The 25,291-nt window shown below is 71.3% G+C and carries 24 protein-coding genes; 19 read left to right on the top strand and 5 right to left on the bottom strand.

What is annotated here, in order from left to right:
• Positions 1–5: 5 nt before the first annotated feature.
• From FB557_RS07470 to FB557_RS07440, 6 genes are all read left to right on the top strand, one after another.
• A complete protein-coding gene (locus FB557_RS07470) occupies positions 6–1,235 on the top strand; it encodes an MFS transporter (RefSeq protein ID WP_246074544.1) in 1,230 nt (409 codons plus the stop codon).
• Positions 1,236–1,359: 124 nt separating this feature from the next.
• Positions 1,360–4,746: a molybdopterin-dependent oxidoreductase gene (locus FB557_RS07460; RefSeq protein WP_246074542.1), complete on the top strand. Its 3,387-nt coding sequence runs from the start codon at positions 1,360–1,362 to the stop codon at positions 4,744–4,746.
• On the top strand, positions 4,743–5,810 hold the full coding sequence (locus FB557_RS07455) for a 4Fe-4S dicluster domain-containing protein (protein WP_144856962.1): 1,068 nt from the start codon (positions 4,743–4,745) through the stop codon (positions 5,808–5,810). Before FB557_RS07460 ends, FB557_RS07455 begins: the two co-directional genes overlap by 4 nt.
• The gene (gene nrfD / locus FB557_RS07450; protein WP_144856961.1) at positions 5,807–6,979 is read left to right on the top strand and encodes an NrfD/PsrC family molybdoenzyme membrane anchor subunit; all 1,173 of its coding nucleotides are present in this window, start codon (positions 5,807–5,809) and stop codon (positions 6,977–6,979) included. Before FB557_RS07455 ends, nrfD begins: the two co-directional genes overlap by 4 nt.
• 174 nt (positions 6,980–7,153) lie before the next feature.
• Complete coding sequence (locus FB557_RS07445; RefSeq protein WP_144856960.1) at positions 7,154–8,314, top strand: NAD(P)/FAD-dependent oxidoreductase; 1,161 nt, start codon at positions 7,154–7,156, stop codon at positions 8,312–8,314.
• A 16-nt stretch (positions 8,315–8,330) separates the two neighbouring features.
• Positions 8,331–8,798, top strand: coding sequence for a hypothetical protein (locus FB557_RS07440; protein ID WP_144856959.1), 468 nt, complete (start codon positions 8,331–8,333; stop codon positions 8,796–8,798).
• Here the strand turns inward: FB557_RS07440 and FB557_RS07435 are convergent.
• Entirely contained in the window at positions 8,776–9,384 is a 609-nt protein-coding gene (locus tag FB557_RS07435; RefSeq protein ID WP_144856958.1) for a helix-turn-helix domain-containing protein, read from the bottom strand. The genes FB557_RS07440 and FB557_RS07435 overlap by 23 nt on opposite strands.
• A gap of 17 nt (positions 9,385–9,401) precedes the next feature.
• Between FB557_RS07435 and FB557_RS07430 the strand changes: the two genes are divergently transcribed.
• Both FB557_RS07430 and FB557_RS07425 read left to right on the top strand, forming a co-directional pair.
• Positions 9,402–10,199 carry an AzlC family ABC transporter permease gene (locus tag FB557_RS07430; RefSeq protein WP_144856957.1) on the top strand — a complete coding sequence of 266 codons (798 nt, stop codon included), beginning with the start codon at positions 9,402–9,404 and terminating at the stop codon, positions 10,197–10,199.
• Positions 10,196–10,507, top strand: coding sequence for an AzlD domain-containing protein (locus FB557_RS07425; protein ID WP_144856956.1), 312 nt, complete (start codon positions 10,196–10,198; stop codon positions 10,505–10,507). Before FB557_RS07430 ends, FB557_RS07425 begins: the two co-directional genes overlap by 4 nt.
• Positions 10,508–10,666: 159 nt before the next feature.
• Here FB557_RS07425 and FB557_RS07420 read toward each other — a convergent pair whose 3' ends face one another.
• Complete coding sequence (locus FB557_RS07420) at positions 10,667–11,137, bottom strand: hypothetical protein (RefSeq protein ID WP_144856955.1); 471 nt, start codon at positions 11,135–11,137, stop codon at positions 10,667–10,669.
• 442 nt (positions 11,138–11,579) lie between these two features.
• On the opposite strand from FB557_RS07420, the gene FB557_RS07415 reads away from it, so the two are divergent.
• The 4 genes from FB557_RS07415 to FB557_RS07400 all read left to right on the top strand — a co-directional run bounded on the left by FB557_RS07415 (position 11,580) and on the right by FB557_RS07400 (position 16,164).
• Positions 11,580–13,148 carry an HNH endonuclease signature motif containing protein gene (locus FB557_RS07415; protein WP_144856954.1) on the top strand — a complete coding sequence of 523 codons (1,569 nt, stop codon included), beginning with the start codon at positions 11,580–11,582 and terminating at the stop codon, positions 13,146–13,148.
• 137 nt (positions 13,149–13,285) lie between these two features.
• Positions 13,286–13,900, top strand: coding sequence for a GNAT family N-acetyltransferase (locus FB557_RS07410; protein WP_246074539.1), 615 nt, complete (start codon positions 13,286–13,288; stop codon positions 13,898–13,900).
• Positions 13,901–14,050: 150 nt separating this feature from the next.
• On the top strand, positions 14,051–14,824 hold the full coding sequence (locus tag FB557_RS07405; protein WP_144856953.1) for an SDR family NAD(P)-dependent oxidoreductase: 774 nt from the start codon (positions 14,051–14,053) through the stop codon (positions 14,822–14,824).
• A gap of 275 nt (positions 14,825–15,099) precedes the next feature.
• Positions 15,100–16,164 (top strand): TerC/Alx family metal homeostasis membrane protein, encoded by a 1,065-nt coding sequence (locus FB557_RS07400; RefSeq protein WP_342778926.1) that lies wholly within the window; start codon positions 15,100–15,102, stop codon positions 16,162–16,164.
• Between the two features lie 424 nt (positions 16,165–16,588).
• Here FB557_RS07400 and FB557_RS07395 read toward each other — a convergent pair whose 3' ends face one another.
• Complete coding sequence (locus FB557_RS07395) at positions 16,589–16,939, bottom strand: VOC family protein (RefSeq protein ID WP_144856952.1); 351 nt, start codon at positions 16,937–16,939, stop codon at positions 16,589–16,591.
• 317 nt (positions 16,940–17,256) lie between these two features.
• Between FB557_RS07395 and dnaK the strand changes: the two genes are divergently transcribed.
• The 4 genes from dnaK to FB557_RS07375 are packed head-to-tail and all read left to right on the top strand — an operon-like array spanning position 17,257 to position 21,436.
• Positions 17,257–19,155, top strand: a complete 1,899-nt coding sequence (dnaK, locus tag FB557_RS07390; protein ID WP_144856951.1) for a molecular chaperone DnaK — start codon at positions 17,257–17,259, stop codon at positions 19,153–19,155.
• Complete coding sequence (locus FB557_RS07385; protein ID WP_246074538.1) at positions 19,152–19,880, top strand: nucleotide exchange factor GrpE; 729 nt, start codon at positions 19,152–19,154, stop codon at positions 19,878–19,880. Before dnaK ends, FB557_RS07385 begins: the two co-directional genes overlap by 4 nt.
• Before the next feature lie 30 nt (positions 19,881–19,910).
• The gene (locus FB557_RS07380) at positions 19,911–20,981 is read left to right on the top strand and encodes a DnaJ C-terminal domain-containing protein (protein ID WP_144856950.1); all 1,071 of its coding nucleotides are present in this window, start codon (positions 19,911–19,913) and stop codon (positions 20,979–20,981) included.
• A 5-nt stretch (positions 20,982–20,986) separates the two neighbouring features.
• On the top strand, positions 20,987–21,436 hold the full coding sequence (locus FB557_RS07375; protein WP_144856949.1) for a heat shock protein transcriptional repressor HspR: 450 nt from the start codon (positions 20,987–20,989) through the stop codon (positions 21,434–21,436).
• Positions 21,437–21,481: 45 nt separating this feature from the next.
• Here FB557_RS07375 and FB557_RS07370 read toward each other — a convergent pair whose 3' ends face one another.
• Complete coding sequence (locus FB557_RS07370; RefSeq protein WP_144856948.1) at positions 21,482–22,291, bottom strand: SGNH/GDSL hydrolase family protein; 810 nt, start codon at positions 22,289–22,291, stop codon at positions 21,482–21,484.
• Positions 22,292–22,404: 113 nt separating this feature from the next.
• On the opposite strand from FB557_RS07370, the gene FB557_RS07365 reads away from it, so the two are divergent.
• Entirely contained in the window at positions 22,405–22,968 is a 564-nt protein-coding gene (locus FB557_RS07365; protein ID WP_246074535.1) for a TIGR03086 family metal-binding protein, read from the top strand.
• 3 nt (positions 22,969–22,971) lie between these two features.
• Here the strand turns inward: FB557_RS07365 and FB557_RS07360 are convergent, their stop codons facing one another.
• Positions 22,972–23,433, bottom strand: coding sequence for an SRPBCC family protein (locus FB557_RS07360; protein ID WP_144856946.1), 462 nt, complete (start codon positions 23,431–23,433; stop codon positions 22,972–22,974).
• Between the two features lie 91 nt (positions 23,434–23,524).
• Between FB557_RS07360 and FB557_RS07355 the strand changes: the two genes are divergently transcribed.
• Together FB557_RS07355 and FB557_RS07350 are read left to right on the top strand one after the other, a co-directional pair.
• Positions 23,525–23,809: a ribonuclease E inhibitor RraB gene (locus FB557_RS07355; protein WP_144856945.1), complete on the top strand. Its 285-nt coding sequence runs from the start codon at positions 23,525–23,527 to the stop codon at positions 23,807–23,809.
• Complete coding sequence (locus tag FB557_RS07350) at positions 23,806–25,272, top strand: LCP family protein (protein ID WP_144856944.1); 1,467 nt, start codon at positions 23,806–23,808, stop codon at positions 25,270–25,272. Before FB557_RS07355 ends, FB557_RS07350 begins: the two co-directional genes overlap by 4 nt.
• The last annotated feature ends 19 nt before the right edge of the window (positions 25,273–25,291 follow it).

Genomic DNA, 25,291 nt, shown 5'->3' with positions numbered 1-25,291 from the left:
CCCGGGTGAGCGAAGGGAGGGCAGTGCCGGAGTCAGGACCGGGGCGCCCGCCCATCCCGAAGCAGATCTGGGTGCTCATCGCCGCGGCCTTCACCATCGCCGTCGGCTTCGGCCTGATCACCCCGGTGCTGCCGGCGTACGCGCGCAGCTTCGACGTCGGGGTCGCCGCGGCGTCGGTCGTGGTCTCGGCCTTCGCCTTCTTCCGCCTCGTCTTCGCCCCGGCCGGCGGCTCGTTGGTCAGCCGGCTTGGCGAGCGGCCGGTCTACCTCGCCGGTCTGGTGATCGTCGCGCTGTCCTCCTTCGCCACCGCCTTCGCGAGCTCCTACACCGAGCTGTTGGTCTACCGCGGTCTCGGAGGGCTCGGATCGACGATGTTCACCGTCTCGGCGATGTCGCTGCTCGTCCGGCTCGCCCCGCCCCGCATCCGCGGCCGGGTCTCCTCGGCCTACGCGAGCTCCTTCCTCGTCGGGGGGATGATCGGCCCGGTCCTCGGCGGCTTCCTCGCCGAGCTCGGGTACCGCGTCCCCTTCATCCTCTACGGCATCGCGATCCTCGTCGCGGCGGCGTTGGTCGCGTGGTTCTTGCGGGGTGCGCGGCTGCGCACGGTGGCGAAGGGGGACCAGCAGCCCCCGATGCGGTTCCAGGAGGCGCTGGGGTCCTCCACCTACCGGGCGGCGCTCGGCTCGGCCTTCGCCAACGGCTGGGCGAACTTCGGGGTACGGGTCGCGATCCTGCCCCAGTTCGCGGTCGCGATCCACGGCGCGACCTGGGTCGCCGGCGCGGCGCTGGCGCTCGGCGCGGTCGGCACCGCCGCCTCGCTCCAGGTGGCCTCGCGCCTGACCGACTCGTGGGGCCGGCGCCCGACGGTGCTCGCCGGGCTGGCGGTCACCGCGCTCGGCCTCGGGTTGATCGGGACCAGCCACAGCCTCGCGGTGCTCCTCGCCCTCTGCGTCCTCTCCGGGGTCGGTGCGGGCCTGGTCAACCCGGCGCAGCAGTCGGCGGTCGCCGATGTCGTCGGGCAGGACCGCTCCGGCGGCAAGGTGCTCGCGTCCTTCCAGATGTGCCAGGACGCGGGGGCGATCCTCGGCCCGGTCCTCATCGGCGTGGTCGCCGACCAGCTCGGCTGGTGGCAGGCCTTCGCCGCGACGGCGGTGATCAGCCTGATCGCGATCGGCCCGTGGCTGCGCGCAGAGGAGACCGCCCCCGACGCCCTCGACCGCGCAGCCGCCCGATAGCCCTCAGCCTCGGCTCGCCGCGCTCAGATCGCCCGCGCTCAGATCGCCCACCCTCGGACCACCCGGCAGCTGACCCCCCTTCGCCACCTCCCACCGGCCGAGCCCGGCCGATACGCTCACGAGGGTGAGCCCGATCTCCCCGCTCGAGTGGCCCGTCCTGCGCCAGCTGCGCGGCCGGGACGCGCTCGGCCGCGGGCCCGCCGTCACCTCGGCCACAACGCGCGAGCTCACCTCCCGCAACGCCCGTGCCGACCGGGTCGTGCAGAGCGTCTGCCCGTACTGCGCGGTGGGATGCGGGCAGCGGGTCTACGTCACCGACGAGCGAGTCACCCAGATCGAGGGCGACCCGGACTCGCCGATCTCCCGCGGGCGGCTGTGTCCGAAGGGATCGGCGAGCGAGCAGCTCGTCAATGCTCCCGGTCGGCAGACCCAGGTGCTCTACCGCGCCCCGCGCTCGACCCGGTGGCAGCCGCTGGAGCGCGACACCGCGATCGACATGATCGCGCGGCGTTTCGTGCAGAGCCGCCGTCGGACCTGGCAGGACACCGACGAGCAGGGGCGGCCCCTGCGCCGGACCATGGGGATCGCCTCGTTGGGCGGAGCGACGCTCGACAACGAGGAGAACTACCTCATCAAGAAGCTCTTCACCGCCGCCGGGGCGATCCAGATCGAGAACCAGGCGCGTATTTGACACTCCGCCACGGTCCCCGGTCTGGGGGCCTCGTACGGGCGCGGCGGCGCCACGAACACGCTGCAGGACATGGCCAACTCCGACTGCATCGTCCTGCAGGGCGGCAACATGGCCGAGGCGCACCCGGTCGGCTTCCAGTGGGTCGCCGAGGCCAAGGCGCGCGGGGCGACGGTGATCCACATCGACCCGCGCTTCACCCGCACCTCTGCGGTCGCGGACCGGCACATCCCGATCCGCGCCGGCTCGGACATCGTGCTGCTCGGGGCACTGATCAACCACGTCATCACCCATGACCTCTGGTTCCACGAGTACGTGATCGCCTACACCAACGCGGCGACGATCGTCACCGAGGACTTCGCCGACACCGACGACCTCGACGGGCTCTTCTCCGGCTTCGACCCCGAGAGCGGGACGTACGACTCGGACACCTGGGAGTACGCGCAGGCCGGTGGCGGGGAGGTCGAGGACGCCGGGGGCGAGAAGGGCGAGCAGTCGAGCACCGAGGGCGACCACGGTCCGGGGGACCAGCTGGGCAGCGGCGGCGCCCCGCTGGAGAACGCGCAGGTCGAGCGGGACGAGACCCTGCAGCACCCGCGCACCGTCTTCCAGCTCCTGCGCCGGCACTACTCCCGGTACACCCCGGCGATGGTGCAGGAGATGTGCGGCATCGATGCGGAGACCTTCGCCGCGCTCGCCGAGACCATCACGAGCAGCTCGGGGCGTGACCGGACGACGATGTGGGGCTACGCGACGGGGTGGACCCAGCACACCTCGGGCGCCCAGTTCATCCGGGCCGCCGCGGTGCTGCAGCTGCTGCTCGGCAACGTCGGTCGACCCGGCGGCGGGATCATGGCGCTGCGCGGGCACGCGAGTATCCAGGGCTCGACCGACATCCCGACGCTCTTCAACCTGCTCCCCGGCTACCTGCCGATGCCCGTCGCCGGCCTCCACGACACCCTGGCCGACTACCTCGACGTCGTCTCGGGGCCGGGGCAGAAGGGCTTCTGGGGCAACGCCGACGCCTACACGGTGAGCCTGCTCAAGGCGTACTTCGGTGAGCACGCGAGCGCCGAGAACGACTGGTGCTTCGACCACCTGCCCCGACTGACCGGCCCGCACGGCACGTACCAGACGATGATGGAGATGCTCGACGGTGGCGTCGAGGGGTACTTCGTCGTCGGGCAGAACCCCGCCGTCGGGTCGGCGAACAGCCGAGCGCAGCGGCTCGCGCTCGCGCAGCTGAAGTGGCTCGTCGTGCGCGACCTCTCCCTCATCGAGACTGCCACCTGGTGGAAGGACAGTCCCGAGGTGGCCTCCGGGGAGCTGCGCACCGAGGACATCGAGACCGAGGTCTTCTTCCTCCCCGCCGCCACGCACGTGGAGAAGGCCGGGAGCTTCACCCAGACCCAGCGGCTGCTCCAGTGGCGGCACAAGGCACTCGACGCGCCGGGCGACTGCCAGAGCGAGCTCGACTTCTACTACCACCTCGGGGTCCGCATCCGTGAGCTGCTCGCGGGGTCCGCCGACGAGCGTGACCGGCCCCTGCTGGAGATGACCTGGGACTACGCCCTCGACGAGCACGGCGACCCCGAGCCGGAGTCGGTGCTCAAGGAGATCAACGGCTACGAGGTGGTCCCGGCCAGCGGCGAAGGGGGCGACCGGACGGCTGGCGAGGGGCCTGGCGAAGCGGGCGACGAAGGGGGAGGCTCCGCCGGATCAGAGGCGAGGGAGGGCGTCGGGCGCGCGCTCTCCGGCTACGCCGAGCTGGCCGCCGACGGCTCGACGGCCTGCGGTTGCTGGATCTACTCCGGGGTCTACGCCGAGGAGACCAACCAGGCGGCACGCCGCACCCCGCACGGAGGCGATGGCCCGGCCCAGGCGAAGTGGGGGTGGGCCTGGCCCGCGGACCGCCGGATCCTCTACAACCGCGCCTCGGCCGACCCCGACGGGCGGCCGTGGAGCGAGCGCAAGAAGTGGGTCTGGTGGGACGAGGAGGCCGGGCGGTGGACCGGCTCGGACGTGCCCGACTTCCCCGCCGAGCTGCACCCGCACCACCGGCCCGAGCCCGGGACCGGTGGCGTCGACGGGCTGGCCGGCGATGACCCCTTCGTCATGCAGTCCGACGGCAAGGGATGGCTCTACGCCCCGAAGGGGCTCGTCGACGGTCCCTTCCCCACGCACTACGAGGCCGCGGAGTCCCCGGTGCGCAACGCGCTGTACACCCAGCAGCAGAACCCGACGCGCATGCTCTACCCGCGCGGGTACAACCTCGACGCGCCGAGCGCGGGCGAGGCCGGTGTCGAGGTCTACCCCTATGTCTTCACCACCTACCGGCTCACCGAGCACCACACCGCCGGCGGGATGAGCCGCTGGCTGCCCTACCTCTCCGAGCTGCAGCCCGAGATGTTCTGCGAGGTCTCCCCGGCCCTGGCCGCCGAGCGGGGACTGACCCACAACGACTGGGCGACGATCGTCTCCCCGCGCGCGGTGATCGAAGCCCGGGTCATGGTCACCGACCGGATGCGTCCGCTGCGGGTCGACGGGCGCGAGGTCCACCAGGTCGGGCTGCCCTACCACTGGGGGGTGGGCGAGGAGGCGATCGTCACCGGGGACGCCGCGAACGACCTGCTCGGGGTCTCCCTCGACGCCAACACCCAGATCCAGGAGTCCAAGGTCGCCTCCTGCGACGTCCGGCCCGGCCGCCGCCCGCGCGGGGCCGCCGCCGAGGAGCTCGTCGCCGACTACAACCGGCGGGCCGGGGTGACCCCGCAGACCGGGAACCAGCGCCTCACCGACCCCGAGCAGGAGGGACGAGGATGACCAGCAGCCCGCAGCGCCACAGCACCGGAGACCTCCTCGGGCACCAGCTGCACGGCCCGACCGACCCGATCCGCGACGTCGGGTGGGATGGCACGCACGCGCGGAAGGGCTTCTTCACCGACACCTCGATCTGCATCGGCTGCAAGGCCTGCGAGGTCGCCTGCAAGGAGTGGAACCGCAACCCCCGCGACGGCGACCTGGAGATCACCGGGTGGTCCTACGACAACAGTCAGAGCCTCGGCGCGAGCACCTGGCGACATGTCGCCTTCGTCGAGCAGGACCGAGAGGCGATCGAGGCGGCCCGCGAGTCCGGTCGACGCCTCGTGAGCCTGGGGATGCCGACGGTGCGCGACGGGGGGGCCGGGAGCGAAGGGGGAGGCGCCACCCCTTCGCCAGACACCCCGCTGCCTCCCACGTCTCCGCCGGACACCCCCGAGTTCCGCTGGCTCATGGCCTCCGACGTGTGCAAGCACTGCACCCACGCCGGGTGCCTCGACGTGTGCCCGACCGGGGCGCTGATGCGCACCGAGTTCGGCACGGTCGTTGTCCAGGACGACGTGTGCAACGGGTGCGGCACGTGCGTGGCGGGTTGTCCCTTCGGGGTGGTCGAGCGGCGCAGCGACGGGACCGCGGCGCCGACGACCCGCCGTGGTGAGCGCAAGGGAGAGCAGCCCGCGGTGCCCAAGGAGGGCGTCGCCCAGAAGTGCACGCTCTGCTACGACCGGCTGCGCGACGAGGAGACCCCGGCGTGCGCCAAGACCTGCCCGACGACCTCGATCCGCTTCGGCGACCACGACGAGCTGGTCACCTCGGCGCGGGCGCGGGTCGCCGAGCTGCACGCGAAGGGGATGACCGAGGCTCGTCTCTACGGTGCGAACGAGCTCGACGGGGTCGGCGGTACCGGGTCGGTCTTCCTCCTCCTCGACGAGCCGGAGGTGTATGGCTTGCCGCCGGACCCTCGGGTGCCCACGGCCGACCTCGGGGTGATGTTCGACCGGGCCGGGATCGCGGCGCTCGGGATGATCGGTGCCGCAGTTGCCGCCTTCGTCGGGGCGCGCCGATGACCACCTCGGCCTTCGACAGCTACCGGCCGCCGGAGCCCGAGCGGCGACGCCGGCGGCGCGGTGGGCGTGGCGCCCAGGACGGCGATCGACGCCGTGGGCGGTCCGGGTGGCCCGGTCGGCCTGGTTGGCAGGGTGGGCGCAGTGGGCGCAGCGATGGCTCGGCCGAGATGCTCATGGTCCCGGACGTCGAGGCGGAGGACTTCGCCAGCTACTACGGGCGGGCGGTGGTCAAGCCGCCGCCGTGGGGGCACGAGGTCGCCGCCTACCTCTTCCTCGGCGGGGTCGCCGGCGGGTCCGGGCTCATCGCGCTCGGGGCCCAGCTCACCGGCCGAGATGCGTTGCGGCGCAACGCTCGCCTGGGGGGTCTGGCCTCGGTGGCGCTCGGCGGGGCGGCGCTGGTGAAGGACCTCGGTCGGCCCGAGCGCTTCTACAACATGCTGCGCACGATCAAGCTGACCTCGCCGATGAGCATCGGGTCGTGGGTCCTCACCGCGTACAGCGCCGGCATCGGGGTGGCGGCGGTGGCCGAGGTCGACCGCCTCGGCAGCCGGGGTAGCTCCCGCGGTCTGTTGCCGCTCGGCCCGTTGCGCCCGGTGCTGCAGGCGGTCGAGCCGTGGGCGGGCTGGGAGGCGGCGGCCTTCTCCCCGCCGTTGGCGGCCTACACCGCGGTCCTGCTCTCGGACACCGCCAACCCGACGTGGAACGCGATGCACCGCGACCTCCCCTTCGTCTTCGTCAGCTCGGCCACCCTCGCCGCGGCGGGGCTGGCGATGGTGACCACCCCGACCCGGGAGACCGCTCCGGTGCGCGCGCTCGCGGTCATCGGGGTCGTCGGTGACGTCGTCGCGATGCGCCTGACCGAGGCGAGGATGGACCCGGTCGCGGCGGAGCCGCTGCACCAGGGACACCCGGGCCAGCTGATGCGCTGGGCCGAGCGGCTCGCCGTCGGCGGCGGGCTCGGGGCTCTGCTGCTCGGCAGCAACCGGGCCGGGGCGATCCTCACGGGCCTCGCGCTGCTCGGGGCTTCTGCGGCCACCCGCGTCGGTGTCTTCGAGGCGGGGATCGCCTCGGCCAAGGACCCTCGCTACACCGTGCTCCCCCAGCGCCGCCGCCTCGAGGCGCGCCGCGCCGCCGGCGTCACCGACGACTCCATCACCACCGCCGGCTGACCAACCCCTTCGCAGATCCCCGGGGAACCTCAGACGAACGGTCACCCCCGCCCGCTGTTCTGCGCCCACCCCTTCGCAGATCCCCGGGCAACCTCAGACGAACGGTCATCCGGCTGCTCTCCTCCCAGCCACCCCGGCCGAACAGCCCGAACCATCCCCGCCAAGATAGAGGGCATGGAACCCACTGCACCCGACGTCGTCGTCATCGGGGCGGGAGCGGTCGGAGCGACCGTTGCCCTCGAGCTGAGCCGGGCCGGCAAGCGCGTGCTCGTCCTCGATGCCGGAGAAGGCCCGGGTGCGGGGTGCTCCTATGCCAACGCCGGGCTGCTCTCCCCCAGCCACGTCCAGCCGATGACCACCCCCGCCAACGTCCGCGAGGGCCTGACCAACCTGCTCGACCCGTCCGGCCCGTTCCGGCTGACCCCGCGACCGACGCTGCTGCCGTGGCTGCTGTCCTTCGCCCGGCACTCGACGCCGCGACGGACTCGCGCGCTGACCGAGCGGCTCCAGGCGATGGCGCGCCGCAGCCTGGCGCTCCACCTCGCCTACCCGCGGGAGGGGATCGAGACCAGCTGCGTCCAGACCGGTGCCGTCGACGTCATCGGTGATCGCCGGGTCGTGCACGAGGAGGACGCGACGTGCAACACGCTCACCTACGTACGGGCCGTGCTCGACGCCGCCACGGCGAAGGGGGCGAGCGTGCGCTGGGGAGCCCGGGTCGAGGGCCTGCGCCGACGTGATCCGGGCAGTGCGGCGGGAGTCGGTGCGGGCGTCGACGTCCTCCTCGACGGGCGCTGGATCTCGCCCGAGCACGTCGTCGTCGCGGCCGGGATGGGTTCGCCGGCCCTGCTCGCCGAGCTGGGTCTGCGGCTGCCGATGCAGGGTGCGACGGGTTATGTCATCGACCTCGAACGCAACGACGCGGCCCCCGACCGGCCGACGACCTTCGTCGACCACCGGGTGGTGGTCACCCCCTTCGCCGACCGCGTGCGCCTGGCCGGCACCCTCGACCTCGGGGCGCGGACGGGTCAGGTGCAGCCCCACCGGGTGGACGCGATCCGCGCCGCCGGGCGAAGGGCGTACCCGGACCTGGCGTGGGAGCGGGAGATCGAGGTGTGGCGCGGTGATCGCCCTACGACGAGCGACGGGGTGCCGGTGATCGGGGAGAGCGCGCGGGTGCCGGGTCTGGTCGTGGCGACCGGGCACGGCATGTGGGGTCTCGTGCTCGCGCCGATCACCGCCGAGTGGGTGCGGCGCGGCCTCGTCGAGGGCGACGTGACCCTGACCGACCCGACCTTCTCGCCGGACCGGTTCACCCGGCGGCGGGCCGCGTGATCGAGGCGGTGCGGCGGTGAGCGCCGCGCGGGTCCTCGTCGTCGACGCGGCCAACGTCATCGGCTCGGTGCCCGACGGGTGGTGGCGCGACCGGGCAGGCGCGGCCGCCCGGCTGCACGCTCATCTCGTGGGAGCCGTGGACGGGGGCGCGCTGCCGTACGACGAGGTGGTCCTCGTGCTTGAGGGGCAGGGGCGAAGGGGGGTGACCGCCGGCTCGGTCGACGCCGGCTCGGACCACGACGCCGGCTCGGACGACGCCGGTGCAGACCAGGGGGTGGTCGTGACCGTGCACGCGGCCGGGGAGGGGGATGACGAGGTGGTGAGCCAGTGCCGGCGTGCCGTGAAAGCCGGCGACGTGGTGTCGGTGGCCACCGCGGACCGCGGCCTGCTCGCACGGCTAGACGGCCTGGGCGTGGTGGTGGTCGGCCCACGCAGCGTGCGGATGTCCCCTTCGTCCTCGGTCAGCGCTGCTCGGAGGCCATGAGAGCCATCGTCCCGGGCTCCAGTGCCTCGAAGACATGCTCGACGTCCCCGGCATAGCGCAGGTAGTCCCCGGGTAGGAGCTCGACTGTGTCGTCCGCCGTGCCGACCCGGGCCCGCCCCCGGACGAGGACGACGTGCTCGATCGTCCCGGCCGCGTGGCCGTCGGAGCGCTTGGGCCCGGTCGGCTCGGCCTCGATCCGGTACAGGTCGCGGCGGACCCCCGGTGGGCTGTGCGAGAGCACGAGCGCGGTGTACTCCGCCGTGTCCGAGCGGGTCGGGTCGCCCTCGTCGGCTCGGATCAGGGCGCTCTCGGCCTGCGGGGGGTCGATGAGGGCGGCGAAGGGGACGCCGAGCGCGGTCGCGAGGGCCCAGACCGTCTCGACGCCGGGGTTGCCCTGACCGGCTTCGAGCTGGGAGAGGCTGGACTTGGCCATACTGGCCCGGCGGGCCAGCTCGGAGAGACTGAGGCCCTTGCGCTCGCGCTCGACCCGGACGGCGGCAGCGATGCGGGAGACGGCCCCGCCGTGCGGGCTCGAGCCTCGTTCGGTAGAGCGGTCGATGTGTTCGGCTTGACGAACGATGCCCATGCCTGCACCCTAGCCGCATGACATCGCGTCCGGCATCTCGCGGACCCGACGACGTGCCCGGGAGCCCGTCCGAGGCGCCGCCCCAGCCCGAGGTCGCGTGGAGGTCTCTGCTCTCGACCGTCCGCGCCAGCCCCGCGCTGCAGGCCGGGCTGTCCATCGCGATCGCCATCGGACCGCTGGGGATCTCCTTCGGCGCGCTCGGCACTGCGACCGGGCTGAGCATGCTCGAGGTGTGCGCGCTCAGCCTGCTCACCTTCTCGGGCGGCTCGCAGTTCGCCTTCATCGGCGTGCTGGCAGGAGGAGGCAGCCCGGCCTCGGCGCTCGGTGCCTCAACCCTGCTCGGGCTGCGCAACGGTGTCTACGGGATGCAGATCAACACCCTGCTCCACCCCCAGGGGTGGCGCCGCCTCGCCGCGGCCCAGGTCACCATCGACGAGTCGACCGCCACCGCGCTCGCGCAGGAGGAGCGGGTCGAGCAGGCGCGCGGCTTCTGGAGCGCGGGTCTGGGGATCTTCGTCATGTGGAACGCGACAACGCTCGTCGGAGCGGTCGTGGGTGAGGCGCTCGGCGATGCCCGGCAGTGGGGTCTGGACGGTGCGGCCGCCGCTGCCTTCCTCGGCCTGCTGTGGCCGCGGCTGCGGGCGGGTGAGCCGATGGCGATCGCTGCCTGCTGCGCGGTCGTCACCGCAGTGAGCGTCCCGCTGCTGCCGCCGGGAGTGCCGATCCTCGTCGCGGCTGCGGTGGCGGCGCTCATCGGCTGGTCGCGGCTTCGCCGGGACAGTGCCGAGGCGGCCGCAGGGCGGAGCCTTCGATGACGGTGCTGCTGTGGATCGTGGCCGCCTCGACCCTGGCCTACCTGACCAAGCTGAGCGGCTATCTCGTACCGCACCGCCTGCTGGAGACCCCTGCGGTGGTGCGGATCTCGGCGTGCATGACCGTCGGTCTGCTCTCGTCCCTCGTCGTGCTGAACACCGTCGCCGACGGCCAGCAGCTCACTCCCGACGCGCGCTTCCTTGCTCTCGGGGCGGCTGCCCTTGCACTGCTGCTGCGCGCGCCCTTCATCGTCGTCGTGCTCGTCGGTGCCCTCGCGGCGGCTCTGGGGCGGCTCGGGGGTCTGCCGTAACCGTGCGCGGGTGATCGGGTCGGGTCACCCCTTCGTTCCTCGGGTGGGGAACGAGCGGATCGGGTCGAGTCACCCCTTCGTTCCTCGCGTGGGGAACGAGCGGATCGGGTCGGGTCACCCCTTCGTTCCTCGCGTGGGGAACGAGCGGATCGGGTCGGGTCACCCCTTCGTTCCTCGGGTGGGGAACGAGCGAATCCGGTAGCGCCTGCGCCCATAGCCGGCGACTGCAGCCAGCGTCAGCGGCCCCCACAGCAGCATCGGCGCGTAGCAGGCGACCATCATCACCAGGGCCCCGGCGTGGACGGTGCCCTGGTCAGGGCGAACTCCGGAGAGCAGCGCGATCGGCAGGTCGATCGTGAAGAGCCAGGTGAGGGCCAGCCCACCGACCCCGGCGACGACAATGGGGAACCAGCGCGGGACAGCGACACCGAGCAGTTGCTCGCCCCAGGGCCTCACGAGGCCGATGGTGAGCACGCCGACCGCTACCTGCACGGCGCTCAGACCGATGACGTAGCCCGGCTCGTCGGCGTAGATGGTCCGCAGGTCGGCCGTGCCTGGCATCCAGCCGGTGAGCATCGCAAGGCGCCAGAGCGCCGAGGGGAGCGTGCACAGGAGCGCTCCCCAGGCCACCGCCTGTTCCCATTGACGAGGCGGGCGCTCGCTCCAGCGCGACGACGTGAGGCTTGGTGGCATGTCCCCAACCTGTCGTGGGGAGGAGCTGGAGTCCCTAGGGGTGTCCGCCGAGTGGGAGTGGGGGTTGCCCGATGGTGGCGAAGGGGGTGTGCCACAAGGCCCGGTCCTAGGGGCGTGAGTTGAGCCGCTCCCCACCTCGTTCCTCGCGTGGGGAACGAGCGGATCGGGTCGGGTCACCCCTTCGTTCCTCGCGTGGGGAACGAGCGGATCGGGTCGGGTCACCCCTTCGTTCCTCCGGTGGGGAGCGAGCGAATCCGGTTGCCCCGTTCGCTGGACGAGGAAGTGACGCTCACCCCCTTCGTTCCCGCGCGCGGGAACATGCCCGCTCCGGCCCCGGCCACGATGAGCGCTGTCAGACCCCCACCCTAGAGTCGAACACATGTTCGACGACGTGCTGACGCTGTGTACCAAGGTTCGCCACGGGATGGAGGCGGCCGCCCTCACCGTGAGCGTGCTCGCGCCGAGCGCGAGCGTGGAGGTCCTTACCAGGGTGCTCGTGGCGATCGAGTCGGTCTGCCGGTCCGCGGATGCTGCCCAGCTGGTGGTGATCGCCGAGCTCGCCCGGCGCCACCTGGCGAAGGGGGAGGACGGGCTCTACGCGGAGGTGCGGACCGATCCCGGGGTGGTGGCGGAGATGGCGCCCGACGAGATCGAGATGGCGATCGCCTGCACCGCGCGCGAGGCGCACGAGCGATGTCGGCTCGCGGTCCGGCTCGCCGACGACCTCGACCCGCTCGTCGTGCCGTTGCTCGAGGGGCGCACCACCGAGCGGGCCCTGCGGCTCGTGGCGGAAGAGACCGAGGACGCCTCCTCCGAGGCGGTCGAGGCGGTGGTCAAGCACGTCCTCGAAGCCAAGCGCGGGACTGATGAGCCGCGGATCGTCGCTCTCGACCGGCATGACCTGGCGCAGGCCTGCCGCCGGGTGCTTGACCGGGTCGACGTCGGGTGGCGGCAGCGACGGGCCGAGACCAACCGGCGGGATCGGACCGACGTGCGGATCGAGCCCGGGCCGATTGGCACGAGCTATCTCACCGCGTGTCTGCCGAGCGAGCTCGGTCTGGTGCTCTGGCGGGCGGTCGACGAGCTGGCGACGACCCGCCGTCGTGAGCAGCCGGGCCTGACCGCGGGGATGGCGCGGGCGGCCGCCCTCACCGATCTGGCGCTTCGCGGCGTCGAGGTGTCGCCGCATGTGGTCATCGGGATGCCGGTCGTCCGGTCCGGGTGGAGGCTCGCGGGGGCCGGCGAAGGGGGAGTGTCGGGTGCCGCGGCTGACGACGACATCCGGGGTGAGCAACACGCAGACGGTGCCGGTGCCGGTGCCGGCGCTGGTGACGAACCGTGGCTGACGGGGGTCGAGGTGCCTCGCGTCGGATGGATCCCGCCCGATGTCGTGCAGACCCTCACCGAACGTCTGGACACCCGGGTCTCCCGAGCTCTGCTCGACGCGGAGACCGGCGTGGTCGCCGAGACCTCGACCACGGGCTACGTGCCACCGCCTGCGATGCGGCGGCACGTCCAGCTGCGCGACCGGACCTGCAGGATGTGGGGGTGCGACCGTCCGGCGATCGAGACCGACCTCGATCACGCCGAGCCGTGGCCCGCGGGCGCGACCTCCCCGACCAACCTCTCTGGCCTCTGTCGGCACCACCACCGGGTCAAGCACGCCCCAGGGTGGAGGCACGTGCTGCGTGAGGACGGGGTGACCGAGTGGGTCTCGCCCGGTGGGGTGAACCGGGTGAGCTTGCCGGCGGACCACCTAGCGGTCGAAGGAACGGCGGCCGAGGGAACGGTGGTTGAGCAAGGGACAGGCACGCGCACGGAGACCGATCCGACCGATAGGGGCCACGGGGTTGGTGGCGAGGACGCACCTGCCATGGCAGGTACCCAGGTGCAGGCCACCAGTGGTGCGGTCGCCGCCGGAGCGGACATCGGTTCGCCGCCCTTCTGAGTGCGTCCGGCCGTGGTCGTGGTCGTGGCCGTGGTTCGTGGACTGCGGCGTGGGTCGTGGCGTGGGCGAAATCTCCCTCGAGTGCCGTAGACGGCTCTGTCACGATCAGGCGTGTGACGCCATTACTGCCCCACCAGATGCCGACCCTGCGTGCGTCACTCGCCCCGCGTGGCGCGGCCTCGCCGGAGACCATGACGCTCGGCCCGGATGAGCTCGCCTGCTCGGTGGTCCTGAGGGAGTGGTCGATCGATGACGTGAACTGCGTGCTCGAGGCAGGTCAGGACCCGCTCATCCCGCTCATCACGACCGTGCCGACCGACGGGGGGCGCGATTCGGCGCTGGCCTTCGTCGAGCGCCAGCGAGACCGGCTCACGAGCGGGGAGGGGTACTCGTTCGCCATTGCCAGCTCGGACGGACTCGGCTCGGGCGAGGCGGTGGGCCAGATCGGGCTCTGGCTACGGGATCTGGCCCAGGGGCGAGCCAGCGTCGGCTACTGGGTCCGTCCTGGCTGCCGGTCGAAAGGGTACGCCCGCGCCGCCCTGAGCGCCCTCAGCGACTGGGCGCTCCGCCACGACGAGGTCCACCGGCTCGAGCTGTACGTCGAACCGTGGAACGAGCCGTCGTGGCGTACCGCAGCGTCGTGCGGGTACCGGCACGAGGGGCTGCTCCGATCGTGGCAGCAGGTGGGCGACGCCCGGCGGGACATGTACATGTACTCCCGCCTCGCTGACGACAACCTCGTCGAGGGGTGATCCGGGGCGCCACGGTGGCAAGCACTGGGTGGTAGGCCTTGTTCCCTGCGGACGGAACAAGGCCTCGTTTGGGGCCACCCTCCGGCTACCTGGCGGTGCCGTGAGCGTAGATGGGACGCTGCCACCTCGCCCAGCTCGTACGGTGGGGTGGTGCGACAGCTTGCCCTCGTGACCGGCGCGTCGGCCGGTATCGGACGTTCTATCGCCGCCGACCTGGCTTCCCGCGGTTACGACATCGTTGGGGTCGGGTCCAGTGCGAAGGTCGAGGACCTGGCCAGCGAGCTGACCCAGACCGTCGTCCACCCGGTCCGGGCCGACCTGAGCACCCGGGAGGGTGTTGACCAGGTCTGGCGAGAGGTCGAGGCCCTCGACCGTCCGCTCGAAGTCGCGGCGCTGAACGCGGGGCGCAGTCTCGGTGGGGGCTTCCTCGACACCGACATCGAGGAGGAGCTGGTGATGATCGCGCTCAACATCACCTCTCAGGTCCTGCTGGCCAAGCACGTCACCCGGCGCATGTCTGAGCAGGGCCACGGCGGGATCCTCATCACCTCCTCGCTGTCGGCACTCACACCCACCCCGTACGAATCGATCTACGGCCCGACCCGGGCCTTCATGCTCAGCTTCGCCGAGGGGCTGCGCGAGGAGATGAAGGAGCATGGGGTCACCGTGACTGCTCTGCTCCCTGGTGCCACGGCCACGGACTTTCACCACAGCGCCGGGATGGACAACACGGTCTTCGGCAACAACGACTGGAAGAACGACCCCGGGCTGGTCGCTCGCCAGGGCGTCGACGCGCTCATGGCTGGCAAGGACCACGTCGTCGGCGGCGACGCCAAGACCCGCCGCTCTGCCCTGCTCAACCGCGTGCTGCCCGACTCGGTGAAAGCGCGCCGCTTCGCGAAGAGCTCACGGCCGACGCCGTGACCAGACGCCATCGACAACCCACTTCCGATGCCCTGAGAGCGTCATGGTCTCGCGGGCACTCTTACGTGAGGCACCGAGCGTGTTTCGTGGGCAACTTTTCGTGAGTCTCGTCGTCGGCTTGACACCAAGGACCCGCGCTTCTTATCTTCTTCGCCACCGAGGGGAGTACTTCCCGAAGCCGTCGCCGGTCACTGCGCGGAGCCCATGCTCCGTCCGGCACGCGCCCCGTACGGGGTGAAGGAGACCTCGCACCGCGATCAGGATGCGAGAACTCCGTGACCCTGCTTGGCCCCCCTTCGCTCTCTCCCGCCGCTGCTCCGACGACGGCCACCGCGCCCACGGCCGGCGGGTCGCCGACCGACGTCAGCTCGATCGCCGACCCGACACTCTGGGCGGTCACCCTCGGCGCGGTTCTCGCGTTGCTCGCCCTGGACTTCGTCATCACCCGCAAGCCGCACGAGGTCTCGATGCGCGAGGCGATCGGGTGGTCCGCCTTCTACATCGCCCTGCCGCTGACCTTCGGCCTGTGGGTGTGGTCGGCGCACGGATCACAGATCGGGCTCGAGTACTACACCGGGTACCTCCTCGAGAAGACGCTCTCGATCGACAACCTCTTCATCTTCATCCTCATCCTCACCTCCTTCGCCGTACCGCGGGTGCTTCAGCAGCGAGTGCTTCTCATCGGCATCGTCGGGGCGCTGATCATGCGAGGCATCTTCATCGCCCTCGGCGCGGCGCTCATCGCGCGCTTCTCCATCGTCTTCCTCGTCTTCGGCGCCATCCTGCTCCTCACCGCGTGGGGAGTGCTGCGTGACGCTCGCTCGGGCGGCCACGCGATCGAGGTTGAGGACCTCAAGATCGTCCGAGTGGCTCGCCGCTTCTTCCCCGTCACCGACGACTACCGAGGCAGCCGGCTGAGCGTCATGGAGGGCGGACGTCGCGCGCTGACCCCGCTCGCCCTGGTGGTGCTCGCGATCCTCGGGACGGACCTCGTCTTCGCCATCGACTCGGTCCCTGCCGTCTACGGCATCACCGGGGACCCCTACCTCGTCTTCGTCACCAACGCCTTCGCCCTCCTCGGGCTGCGAGCGCTCTACTTCGTGCTCGAGGGTGCGCTCGGCACGCTGCGCCACCTCGGCTACGGGCTTGCGGCGATCCTCGCCTTCATCGGCGTCAAGCTCGCCCTGCACTGGGCACACGGGGTGTGGCCGGGTGTCCCGACCGTCCCGACGCTCGCCTCCCTCGCCGTCATCGTCGGCGTGCTCGCGATCGTGACCACCACGAGCGTGCTGGCCAACCGGCGCGATCGGCAGGCGAAGCAGTCGGCCGACGTGGGGTGACGGCCGAGCCGGCCCAAGAGCGGGTCAGTTCTTCGCGGGTCGAAGCGCGGCGCCACCAGCAGTGTCCCTGCGGGTCGCGGCGCACGGTGCGTGGCGTCGGGATCCCGGCGCGGACCCTCTCCCCGGGGCCGCAGGGTCCTCGATCATGCGTCGATGTTCCGGTGGGAGCCCGTGGCCCGCGAGAGTCCGTCAACGGGTCGGGTGTAGGTTCCGGCTCTTCTTGTCCGAGGCCCATGCCTCTGACCTGCGGCGGGACAAGAAGCCGAGACGGCGTTCGTCTCACTATCTTGTCCGTTTCCTCGGTACAGCCGTCCGTCGGCTACTCGTCTGGCGACCGCTAACCACGCCACCCGAGGACTGTCGCCAACCCGGACACTGGATGCTTGGCGAAAGGGACCCACGGCAGCAGCCACGCAGAGGACTGTCACTCTCGGTGCTGGAGGATGTTGAGCACGTGCCCGTCAGGATCTCGGACGAAGAAGCGCCGTACTCCCCATTGTTCGTTCGTGAGTGGGTACACGATGTCCACCCCACGGCGAGTTGCCTCGGCGTACGCCTCGTCCACATCCTCAACCGCTATCGACACCTCGGGAGCCGCAGGAGCGCCTGCGTCATGGGTGAGGACCTGCAGGTTGGCTCCGGACGGCGCGTAGTACCGGGTCACCCAGTCGAGTCCGAGGTCCTCGCGGGAAAGGCCAAGGAAGTCACCATAGAAGGTGGCGGTCACGTTGATGTCAGCAACAGCCAAGTCGGGGATGATCCGTACGACTCTCATGTGCTCATGATCGGTCCAATCAGCCGACTTGGCCACACCCGCGGCCACGAAAGTGAGACTCGGCCAACGTAGACGAGAACCTACACGTTCGGGTCGGCGCGCTCGGCGCGGGGAACAAATCCCCGGGGCGCGTAGTTGAGCCAGATGTACTCAACTTTTCGGCATCGAACTTGCGCAGCCCCGACGGGCTTCCGTAACTTGAGCCGGGACAACTCAACCCCGGGACAACTCAACCCCGAGCGAAGGGGGCGTGCGCCCCCTTCGCCCCCAGCAGCAGTCCACAACCGGACAACCCGAACCAGAAGGAGAACCCCACCATGGGCCGTGCAGTCGGTATCGACCTCGGAACCACCAACTCCGCCGTCGCCTTCCTCGACGGTGGCGAGCCGGAGATCATCGCGAACGCCGAAGGCGGTCGCACCACCCCGTCCGTCGTCGCCTTCTCCAAGGGCGGCGAGGTCCTCGTCGGCGAGATCGCCAAGCGTCAGGCCGTGACCAACGCCGATCGCACCATCCGCTCGGTCAAGCGCCACATGGGCACCGACTGGAAGTCCGAGGACATCGACGGCAAGCAGTACACCGCCCAGGAGATCAGCGCCCGCACGCTGCAGAAGCTCAAGCGCGACGCAGAGGCCTACCTCGGTGAGGACGTCACCGACGCGGTCATCACCGTGCCCGCGTACTTCGACGACCACGAGCGCCAGGCCACCAAGGAGGCCGGCGAGATCGCGGGCCTGAACGTCCTGCGCATCGTCAACGAGCCCACCGCGGCCGCCCTGGCCTACGGGCTGGACAAGGGCAAGGAGGACGAGCTGATCCTCGTCTTCGACCTCGGTGGCGGCACCTTCGACGTCTCCCTCCTCGAGGTGGGCAAGGACGCCGAGGACGGCTTCGCCACGATCCAGGTGCGCGCGACCTCCGGTGACAACCAGCTCGGTGGTGACGACTGGGACGAGCGCGTCGTCGAGCACCTGCTGACCCAGGTCAAGAACAACACCGGCGTCGACCTCTCCGGCGACAAGATCGCGATGCAGCGTCTGCGTGACGCCGCCGAGCAGGCGAAGAAGGAGCTCTCGTCCTCGAGCAGCACCTCGATCAACCTGCAGTACCTCTCGATGGGCGAGAACGGCCCGATCCACCTCGACGAGACGCTCACCCGCGCCCAGTTCGAGAAGATGACCCAGGACCTGCTCGACCGCACCAAGCAGCCCTTCGAGAACGTCATCAAGGACGCCGGCGTCTCCGTCGACCAGATCGACCACGTCGTCCTCGTCGGCGGCTCGACCCGCATGCCCGCCGTCACCGAGCTGGTCAAGAAGCTCACCGGCGGCAAGGAGCCCAACAAGGGCGTCAACCCCGACGAGGTCGTCGCCCTCGGCGCCGCCCTCCAGGCCGGTGTGCTCAAGGGTGACCGCAAGGACGTCCTGCTCATCGACGTCACCCCGCTCTCCCTCGGCATCGAGACCAAGGGCGGCCTCTTCACCAAGCTCATCGAGCGCAACACCGCGATCCCGACCAAGCGCTCGGAGGTCTTCTCCACCGCGGAGGACAACCAGCCGAGCGTGCTCATCCAGGTCTTCCAGGGAGAGCGCGAGATCGCGCAGCAGAACAAGCCGCTGGGCACCTTCGAGCTCTCCGGCATCGCCCCTGCCCCGCGTGGCGTGCCGCAGATCGAGGTCACCTTCGACATCGACGCCAACGGCATCGTCAACGTCTCCGCCAAGGACCGCGGCACCGGCCAGGAGCAGAAGATCACCATCTCCGGCGGCAGCGCGCTGTCGAAGGAGGAGATCGAGCGCATGGTCAAGGAGGCCGAGGCCCACGCGGAGGAGGACAAGGCGCGTCGCGAGGAGACCGAGACCCGCAACACCGCGGAGAACCTCGTCTACTCGACCGAGAAGTTCCTCTCCGAGAGCGGCGAGAAGCTGACCGACGAGCAGCGTAAGCCCGTCGACGACGCCCTCGCCGACCTCAAGGAGGCGCTCAAGCCGGAGAACGAGACCCCGGTCGCCGACATCTCCGCCAAGGTCGACACCCTCAACGAGGAGTCGCAGAAGATGGGCGCCGCCCTCTACGCCGCTCAGGGCGCCGAGGGTGCCGAGGGCGCAGGTGCCGGTGACCCCGGTGCCGACGCTCAGGGCTCCGCCACCGAGGGCGACGACAGTGATGTTGTCGACGCCGAGGTCGTCGAGGACGACGACGAGGAGAAGAAGTGACCGACCAGACGAGCAACCCGGAGCCCGAGGACGTCATCCACGACGCCGACGGCGACCAGGTCAACGTCGAGGCCGTGAACGACGGCGAGGCGACCCCGGGCACCCAGCCCGGGGCCGCCTCCCCGGCGGGCGAAGGGAGGAACCCCCCTTCGCCGCAGGCTGGCGAGTCCTCGGCCGAGGACACCCCGTCGAGGGAGTCTTCGCCCCGCGAGTCCGAGAGCCCCGACGCCGAGTCTGTCGCGGCTGACGCGGCTGACCCGGCCGGCGAGGACGTCCACCCGGACACCGCGCTCGCCGCCCAGCGGCTCGAGGACTACCAGCGCCTGCAGGCGGACTACGTCAACTACCGTCGCCGCGCCGACCGCGACCGGGCCGAGACCCAGATCCGGGCCACGCACGACGTCATCGAGTCGATGCTGCCGGTGCTGGACGAGATCCACCTCGCGCGCGAGCACGGCGACCTCGACGACGGCCCCTTCAAGGCCATCGCCGAGAAGCTCGAGCAGGCGCTGCAGCGCTACGGCGTGACCCGGATCGGCGCGAAGGGCGAAGCCTTCGACCCGACCCTGCACGAGGCGCTCATGCACGCCGAGTGGGACAGCACCGACCCCGAGCTGCCCGCAGACGCGACGTCCACGACGATCGTCACGCTGCTCCAGCCCGGCTACCAGGTCGGTGACCGGGTGCTCCGCGCCGCCCGCGTGGCCGTCGCCGACCCGCAGTAACGCACCCAGCACGAAGGAGAGGAGGAGAGCATGGCGAGTCAGGACTGGTTCGAGAAGGACTTCTACGCCATCCTCGGCGTCGGCCAGGACGCCGACGCGGACGAGATCAAGAAGGCCTACCGCAAGCTGGCCAAGCAGTACCACCCGGACCGCAACCCGGGCGACACCGCCGCGGAGCAGCGCTTCAAGGACGTCGGTGAGGCCAACGCCGTGCTCTCCGACCCCGAGCAGCGCAAGGAGTACGACGCGATCCGCCAGATGGCCCGCGGAGGCGCCCGCTTCACCGCGGGCGCCGGCGGGCCCGGGGGCGGCGCCGGCTTCGAGGACGTCTTCAGCTCGATGTTCGGCGGGGGCGCCGGTGGCACCCGCGTGCGCTACTCCACCGGCGGGTACCCCGGTGGCGGGTACCCCGGTGGCGGGTTCCCCGGCGGCGGTGCCGGGGGCGCCGAGCCGGACCTGGAGGACATCCTCGCGATGTTCGGCCAGGGCGGCGGAGGGTCCCCCTTCGGTGGTGGCGCAGGTGCTGGCTACGGAGGTTTTCAGGCTCCCCAGGGCCCGCAGAAGGGGGCCGACCTCACGGCGCGGGCGACGCTGTCCTTCCGCGACGCCGTGACCGGATCGACCGTCCAGCTCTCCGCGGGCGGGGAGACGATCACCGCGAAGATCCCCGCCGGGGTCAAGGACGGGCAGAAGATCCGCCTGCGCGGCAAGGGCGCCGAGTCCCGGACCGGCGGCGAGCGGGGTGACCTCATCCTGACGGTGACCGTAGAGAAGCACCCGGTCTTCGGCCGGGACGGGGACAACCTCACCCTCGACCTGCCGGTCACCTTCGCCGAGGCCACCCTCGGCGCGACCGTCGAGGTGCCCACCCTCGAGGGCAAGAACGTCAAGGTGAAGGTCGCGCCCGGCACCCCGAGCGGGCGCACCCTGCGGATCAAGGGACGCGGAGTGCAGGCGAAGGGGGGAGCCGGCGACCTCCTCGCGACCGTCGAGGTGGTCGTGCCCGAGCACCTGACCGACGAGCAGCGGGCCGCCGTGGAGACCCTTGCCGAGGGCGCGGGCGACCCGCGGGCTGACCTGATGGCCCTGGCAGGGCGCTGAACGTCATGGCTCGCGTGTCCGGCTTCAGCCCCGACGACGAGACCCCGGTCTTCGTCATCTCGGTCGCGGCCGAGCTCGCCGGCATGCACGCCCAGACCCTGCGGCAGTACGACCGGATCGGCCTGGTCACCCCGTCGCGCACCCGGGGTGGGGGTCGCCGGTACTCCGCCGCCGACGTCGCCCGCCTCCGCGAGGTGCAGCGCCTCTCCCAGGACGAAGGGGTTTCCCTCGCCGCCATGGCGCGGATCTTCGAGCTCGAGCACCAGGTCGACGCCTTGCGCGACCGGGTGGCCGAGCTCAGCGACGAGCTCGACTCCGCCCGCGCCGCGCTAGGGCAGGGGTCCCGCTTCTTCGCCGTCGGCTCCGGTGGCGACATCGTCGCCCTTCGCCACGGCCAGCGACCCCGCCCGCGCAGCGCCTCCCAGGCGATCGTCCTCTGGGAGCCGCGGGGCTGAGCGCCTGGGCGATTCGAGGTAGATCCGACCCGTCAGGGCGGTCGTTCATACATCGACCCGTGCAGAGACTCGCCTCGCCGCGAGCCGTTTCATCCCCTCCGCCGGGTGGATCGGCTCCGGCCACTTCGGGCGGATCGTGTCCCCCTCGTAGGTGCCACGCAGGCGTCGCCGCACGAGCGGCACCACCTCGGCCCGGACGAACCGCGCCTCGACCCGTGCCGCCTCCCGCCAGTCGCGGGGCTCGTGCGGCACGAGATCGCGCAGCCTGAGCGTGTGCGGCACGCCGATCGTGTCGGCGACGAGCGCGGCCATCCGCTTGTGCCCGGGCCGCGACATGTGGATCCGGTCCGGCGCCCACAGGGCGGGGTGCTCGAACTCGCGGATCGATGCATGATCGACCAGCGTCGCCCCGTGCTTCCCGGCGAGCTCACGGACCCCCACGTTGTAGGCCTGCACCCGCCGCACGAGGGGGTCGAGCAGCCGGGTCGTGCGGATGTCGAAGGCGGTGAAGACGATCACCCGCGCCCCCGTCCCGGCGAGCCGGGCAAGGGCATCCTCGTAGCGCTGCAGCAGCCCATCGAGGTCGGTGCGCAGCGAGAGCAGGTCGTTACCGCCCGCGAAGAACGAGATGTGCGTCGGCTCGAGCGCGATCGCGTGGTCGAGCTGGTCGGTCACCACCTGGTCGAGGAACTTGCTGCGGATCGCGAGGTTGGCGTAGCGCCAGGACGGGTCGTGCCGCCCCAGCTGACGCGCGAGCCGGTCGGCCCAACCGCGGACGGCGTTGGGGTAGTGCAGGTGGGGGTCACCCACGCCCTCGGTGAAGGAGTCGCCGACGGCGACGAGCAGCCTGGACATGTCGGGTCCACTCTTGGCGTGGCGCGAGGCGTGGATCAAGCCGGCGAAGGGGGGTCAGCCAAGTCTTCGCGCAGGGTTCACCTCCGGGCGAGGTGATGGGCGAGGATGGGGCCATGGCCATCCCGCAGGACCCCGCGTCCAGGTTCGACCGACTCGCCTCACCGTTGACCCGCCTCGTCGACAACGTCCCGGCGGCGGCGTGGTCCGAGCCCTCCCCGTGCGAGGGCTGGACGGCCGCAGACGTGCTCGAGCACCTCATCGACACCGAGCGGACCTTCCTGCTCACCAGCGGGGGTGACCTGCCCGAGCTGCCGCCGAAGGTGGCCGACGGGCCGGCCCTCGCATGGCGCACCCACGCCGAGGCGGCGGCCCGAACCCTTATCGATCCCAGGGTGGGGGAGAAGGCGTACGACACCCCCTTCGGCCCCTCCACCGTCGGTGATGTCTTCATCGACTTCTACGGCTTCGACCTCATCGTCCACCGCTGGGACATCGCCCGGGCGGCGGGCATTGACGCCCGGCTCACCGACGCCGAGCTCGACAGGATCTCGGCAGCGGCCGACGGGTGGGGCGAGCGGCTGTACGGCGACGGGATCTGCGCGCAGCCGGTCGAGGTCCCCGCCGACGCACCGCGCGAGGTGCAGGTCCTGGCGCGCTTCGGGCGCGACGCCCGCTGACGATCAGCCGGTGACGGCTGCGGCGAGGTTGTTCAGGCTCTCCTCGAGCTGGCTCTCGCTGACCAGCGGGAAGGAGACCTTGCGCAGGATCGCCTCGTCGGTGACCTTGTCCCAGTCGTAGGTCAGGGTGACGACGGTGGAGTCCGAGCCCTCCGGCTCCAGCTCCCAGAGCCACTCCCACCCCTTCGGCTCGGTGCCGGCGGGCGCGGTCTGCCAGCCGACCATCTTGTTCTCGGCGTAGGCGGTGACGTGGTTGTCGGTCTGGTACTCCCCGCCCATGTGGTCGCCCTCCATGTTCATGGTGAAGACCTGCCCGACGGACTGGATCCGGTCGGCCTGGTCGACCGAGCGGACGAAGCCCGAGCCGTCCAGCTGGGCGTGCTTCTCGGGGTTGGTCAGCACCTCGAAGAGGTCCTTGGCGGAGGCGTCGATGGTGCGCTGCACGACGATCTGGTTCTCAGTCATGCCTCGACTCTGCCGCCCGGCGGCGCCGATGTCCACCCGGCGTTCAGGCTCCCGTGAGGTCGCACCGACGCCACGGTGCCATGATGCGTCCATGACCGAGCACCTCATCGTCCTGCCGGACCGCGACGACGCCGAGCGGGTGGCCGACGAGCTGCGCGACGAGGGGTTCACCGAGGTCCGGGTAGTCCGCGAGGCGCTGGCCGGCGAGGACGACGCCGAGGACCACGAGTGGGCCATCTACGTGCGCGAGGAGATGGTCGGCGACGAGACCGGGCCGGTCGCCGAGGGCCTGCGCGAGCGCTTCACCGCGATCGCCGAGGAGCACGACGGCTGGTACGACGACCCCGACGGCGGCGCGAGCAGGCGACGGGGGTGAGGCCCGCCGGCTCGGCCCGTCACGCGCGCCAGATCGCGCGGGACCTCGACGACCGCCGGCGCCGTCGCTTCTACGTGCTGGTCGCGGCGAGCACGCTCGTCCCCGGCCTCGGCCTGACCTGGTCGCGGCGCCGCACGGGTCTGGCGATCCTCGGCACCCTCCTCGTCCTCCTCCTCGGGGTGGGCGGCTACACGATCGCGAAGGGGGTGACCGGCTCGGTCCTCGAGGTCGGCCTGAGCCGGTCGGCCCTGGCCGTGGTGGTGCCGGCGGTGCTTCTCGTGGCCGCCGGGTGGATCTACGGCATCGTCATGACGGCCGGTGACAACCTGCCGCCGCCGACAGCCGGCCGGTCCCGGGCGCCGATGCTCATCGCGTCCGGTGTCGCCGTGCTGCTCGTCCTGCTTCCCACGCTCCAGGTGGCGCGATACGCGGTGATCCAGCGCTCGCTCCTCGGCGACGTCTTCGCCTCGATCCGTCCCGACGGTGCGGCCGGACCGGGGGAGGGTGAGGACCCGTGGGCCGGCACCGAGCGGGTCAACGTGCTGCTCATCGGCTCCGACGCCGGCAAGGGGCGGGTCGGGACCCGGCCGGACGCCACGATGGTGGCCAGCATCGACACCCAGACCGGCAGAACGGTCCTCTTCGGCGTCCCACGAAACCTCGAGAACGTCCCCTTCAGCCCGGACTCCCCCCTTCGCCAGGTCTACCCGGACGGCTACAGCTGCGGTGACGGCTGCCTCTTCGAGTACGTCTGGACCCTCGGCACGCAGAACGCCGAGCTCTTCCCCGGCGACCCCAACCCAGGGCTGACCGTCACCAAGGACGCGGCCGGGCAGGTGCTCGGGCTGGACGTCGACTACACCGCGGTCGTGAACCTGCAGGGCTTCACCCAGCTCGTCGACGCGATGGGTGGGGTGCGCATCGACGTCAAGGAGCGGGTGTGCATCGGCTGCAAGATCGAGGGCGGGCAGGTGGTCGGGACGACCGGCTACATCGAGCCCGGCGTGCAGACCCTCGACGGCTTCCACGCCCTCTGGTACTCGCGCTCGCGGGCGGACTCCGAGGACGGCGACTTCTCCCGGATGCGCCGCCAGCGCTGCATGGTCGGGGCGCTGCTCACCCAGGTCGACCCGGTCCTCATGCTGCGTCGCTACCCCGACCTCGCCGCCGTGCTCACGAACAACGTCACCGTCGACATCCCGCAGCAGGACCTCGAGGCCTGGGCCGGGCTCGTGCAGAAGATCCAGGACGGTGCCGAGATCTCCTCCCTGCCGCTGACCAACGAGGCGATCGACGTCACCGACCCGGACTACGCGAGGATCCACGCCATGGTGCAGCGGGCGATCGACCCGCCGCCCGCGAAGGGCTCTTCGTCGCCGTCGTCGAGCACGGACGGGAGCACCCCGTCGAGCACCTCCGAGCCGCCCGCGAAGGGGGCCGAGGACCTCGCGGCGACCTGCTGACCCCCCTTCGCCCTGCGGA

Origin of the sequence: Marihabitans asiaticum, from assembly GCF_007828725.1 — a bacterium.
GTDB classification, from domain to species: domain Bacteria; phylum Actinomycetota; class Actinomycetes; order Actinomycetales; family Dermatophilaceae; genus Marihabitans; species Marihabitans asiaticum.
The sequence above is the reverse complement of the archived record's forward strand: the minus strand, read 5'-3'. Positions and strand labels throughout refer to the sequence as shown.

What these genes read in the sequence shown, in the direction of transcription:
- FB557_RS07455 (WP_144856962.1), top strand. Translation starts at nt 4,743, where the DNA reads ATGACCAGCAGCCCGCAGCGCCACAGCACCGGAGACCTCCTCGGGCAC.
- nrfD (WP_144856961.1), top strand. Translation starts at nt 5,807, where the DNA reads ATGACCACCTCGGCCTTCGACAGCTACCGGCCGCCGGAGCCCGAGCGG.
- FB557_RS07445 (WP_144856960.1), top strand. Translation starts at nt 7,154, where the DNA reads ATGGAACCCACTGCACCCGACGTCGTCGTCATCGGGGCGGGAGCGGTC.
- FB557_RS07435 (WP_144856958.1), bottom strand. Translation starts at nt 9,384, where the DNA reads ATGGGCATCGTTCGTCAAGCCGAACACATCGACCGCTCTACCGAACGA.
- FB557_RS07430 (WP_144856957.1), top strand. Translation starts at nt 9,402, where the DNA reads ATGACATCGCGTCCGGCATCTCGCGGACCCGACGACGTGCCCGGGAGC.
- FB557_RS07425 (WP_144856956.1), top strand. Translation starts at nt 10,196, where the DNA reads ATGACGGTGCTGCTGTGGATCGTGGCCGCCTCGACCCTGGCCTACCTG.
- FB557_RS07415 (WP_144856954.1), top strand. Translation starts at nt 11,580, where the DNA reads ATGTTCGACGACGTGCTGACGCTGTGTACCAAGGTTCGCCACGGGATG.
- FB557_RS07410 (WP_246074539.1), top strand. Translation starts at nt 13,286, where the DNA reads ATGCCGACCCTGCGTGCGTCACTCGCCCCGCGTGGCGCGGCCTCGCCG.
- FB557_RS07395 (WP_144856952.1), bottom strand. Translation starts at nt 16,939, where the DNA reads ATGAGAGTCGTACGGATCATCCCCGACTTGGCTGTTGCTGACATCAAC.
- dnaK (WP_144856951.1), top strand. Translation starts at nt 17,257, where the DNA reads ATGGGCCGTGCAGTCGGTATCGACCTCGGAACCACCAACTCCGCCGTC.
- FB557_RS07380 (WP_144856950.1), top strand. Translation starts at nt 19,911, where the DNA reads ATGGCGAGTCAGGACTGGTTCGAGAAGGACTTCTACGCCATCCTCGGC.
- FB557_RS07375 (WP_144856949.1), top strand. Translation starts at nt 20,987, where the DNA reads ATGGCTCGCGTGTCCGGCTTCAGCCCCGACGACGAGACCCCGGTCTTC.
- FB557_RS07370 (WP_144856948.1), bottom strand. Translation starts at nt 22,291, where the DNA reads ATGTCCAGGCTGCTCGTCGCCGTCGGCGACTCCTTCACCGAGGGCGTG.
- FB557_RS07365 (WP_246074535.1), top strand. Translation starts at nt 22,405, where the DNA reads ATGGCCATCCCGCAGGACCCCGCGTCCAGGTTCGACCGACTCGCCTCA.
- FB557_RS07360 (WP_144856946.1), bottom strand. Translation starts at nt 23,433, where the DNA reads ATGACTGAGAACCAGATCGTCGTGCAGCGCACCATCGACGCCTCCGCC.
- FB557_RS07355 (WP_144856945.1), top strand. Translation starts at nt 23,525, where the DNA reads ATGACCGAGCACCTCATCGTCCTGCCGGACCGCGACGACGCCGAGCGG.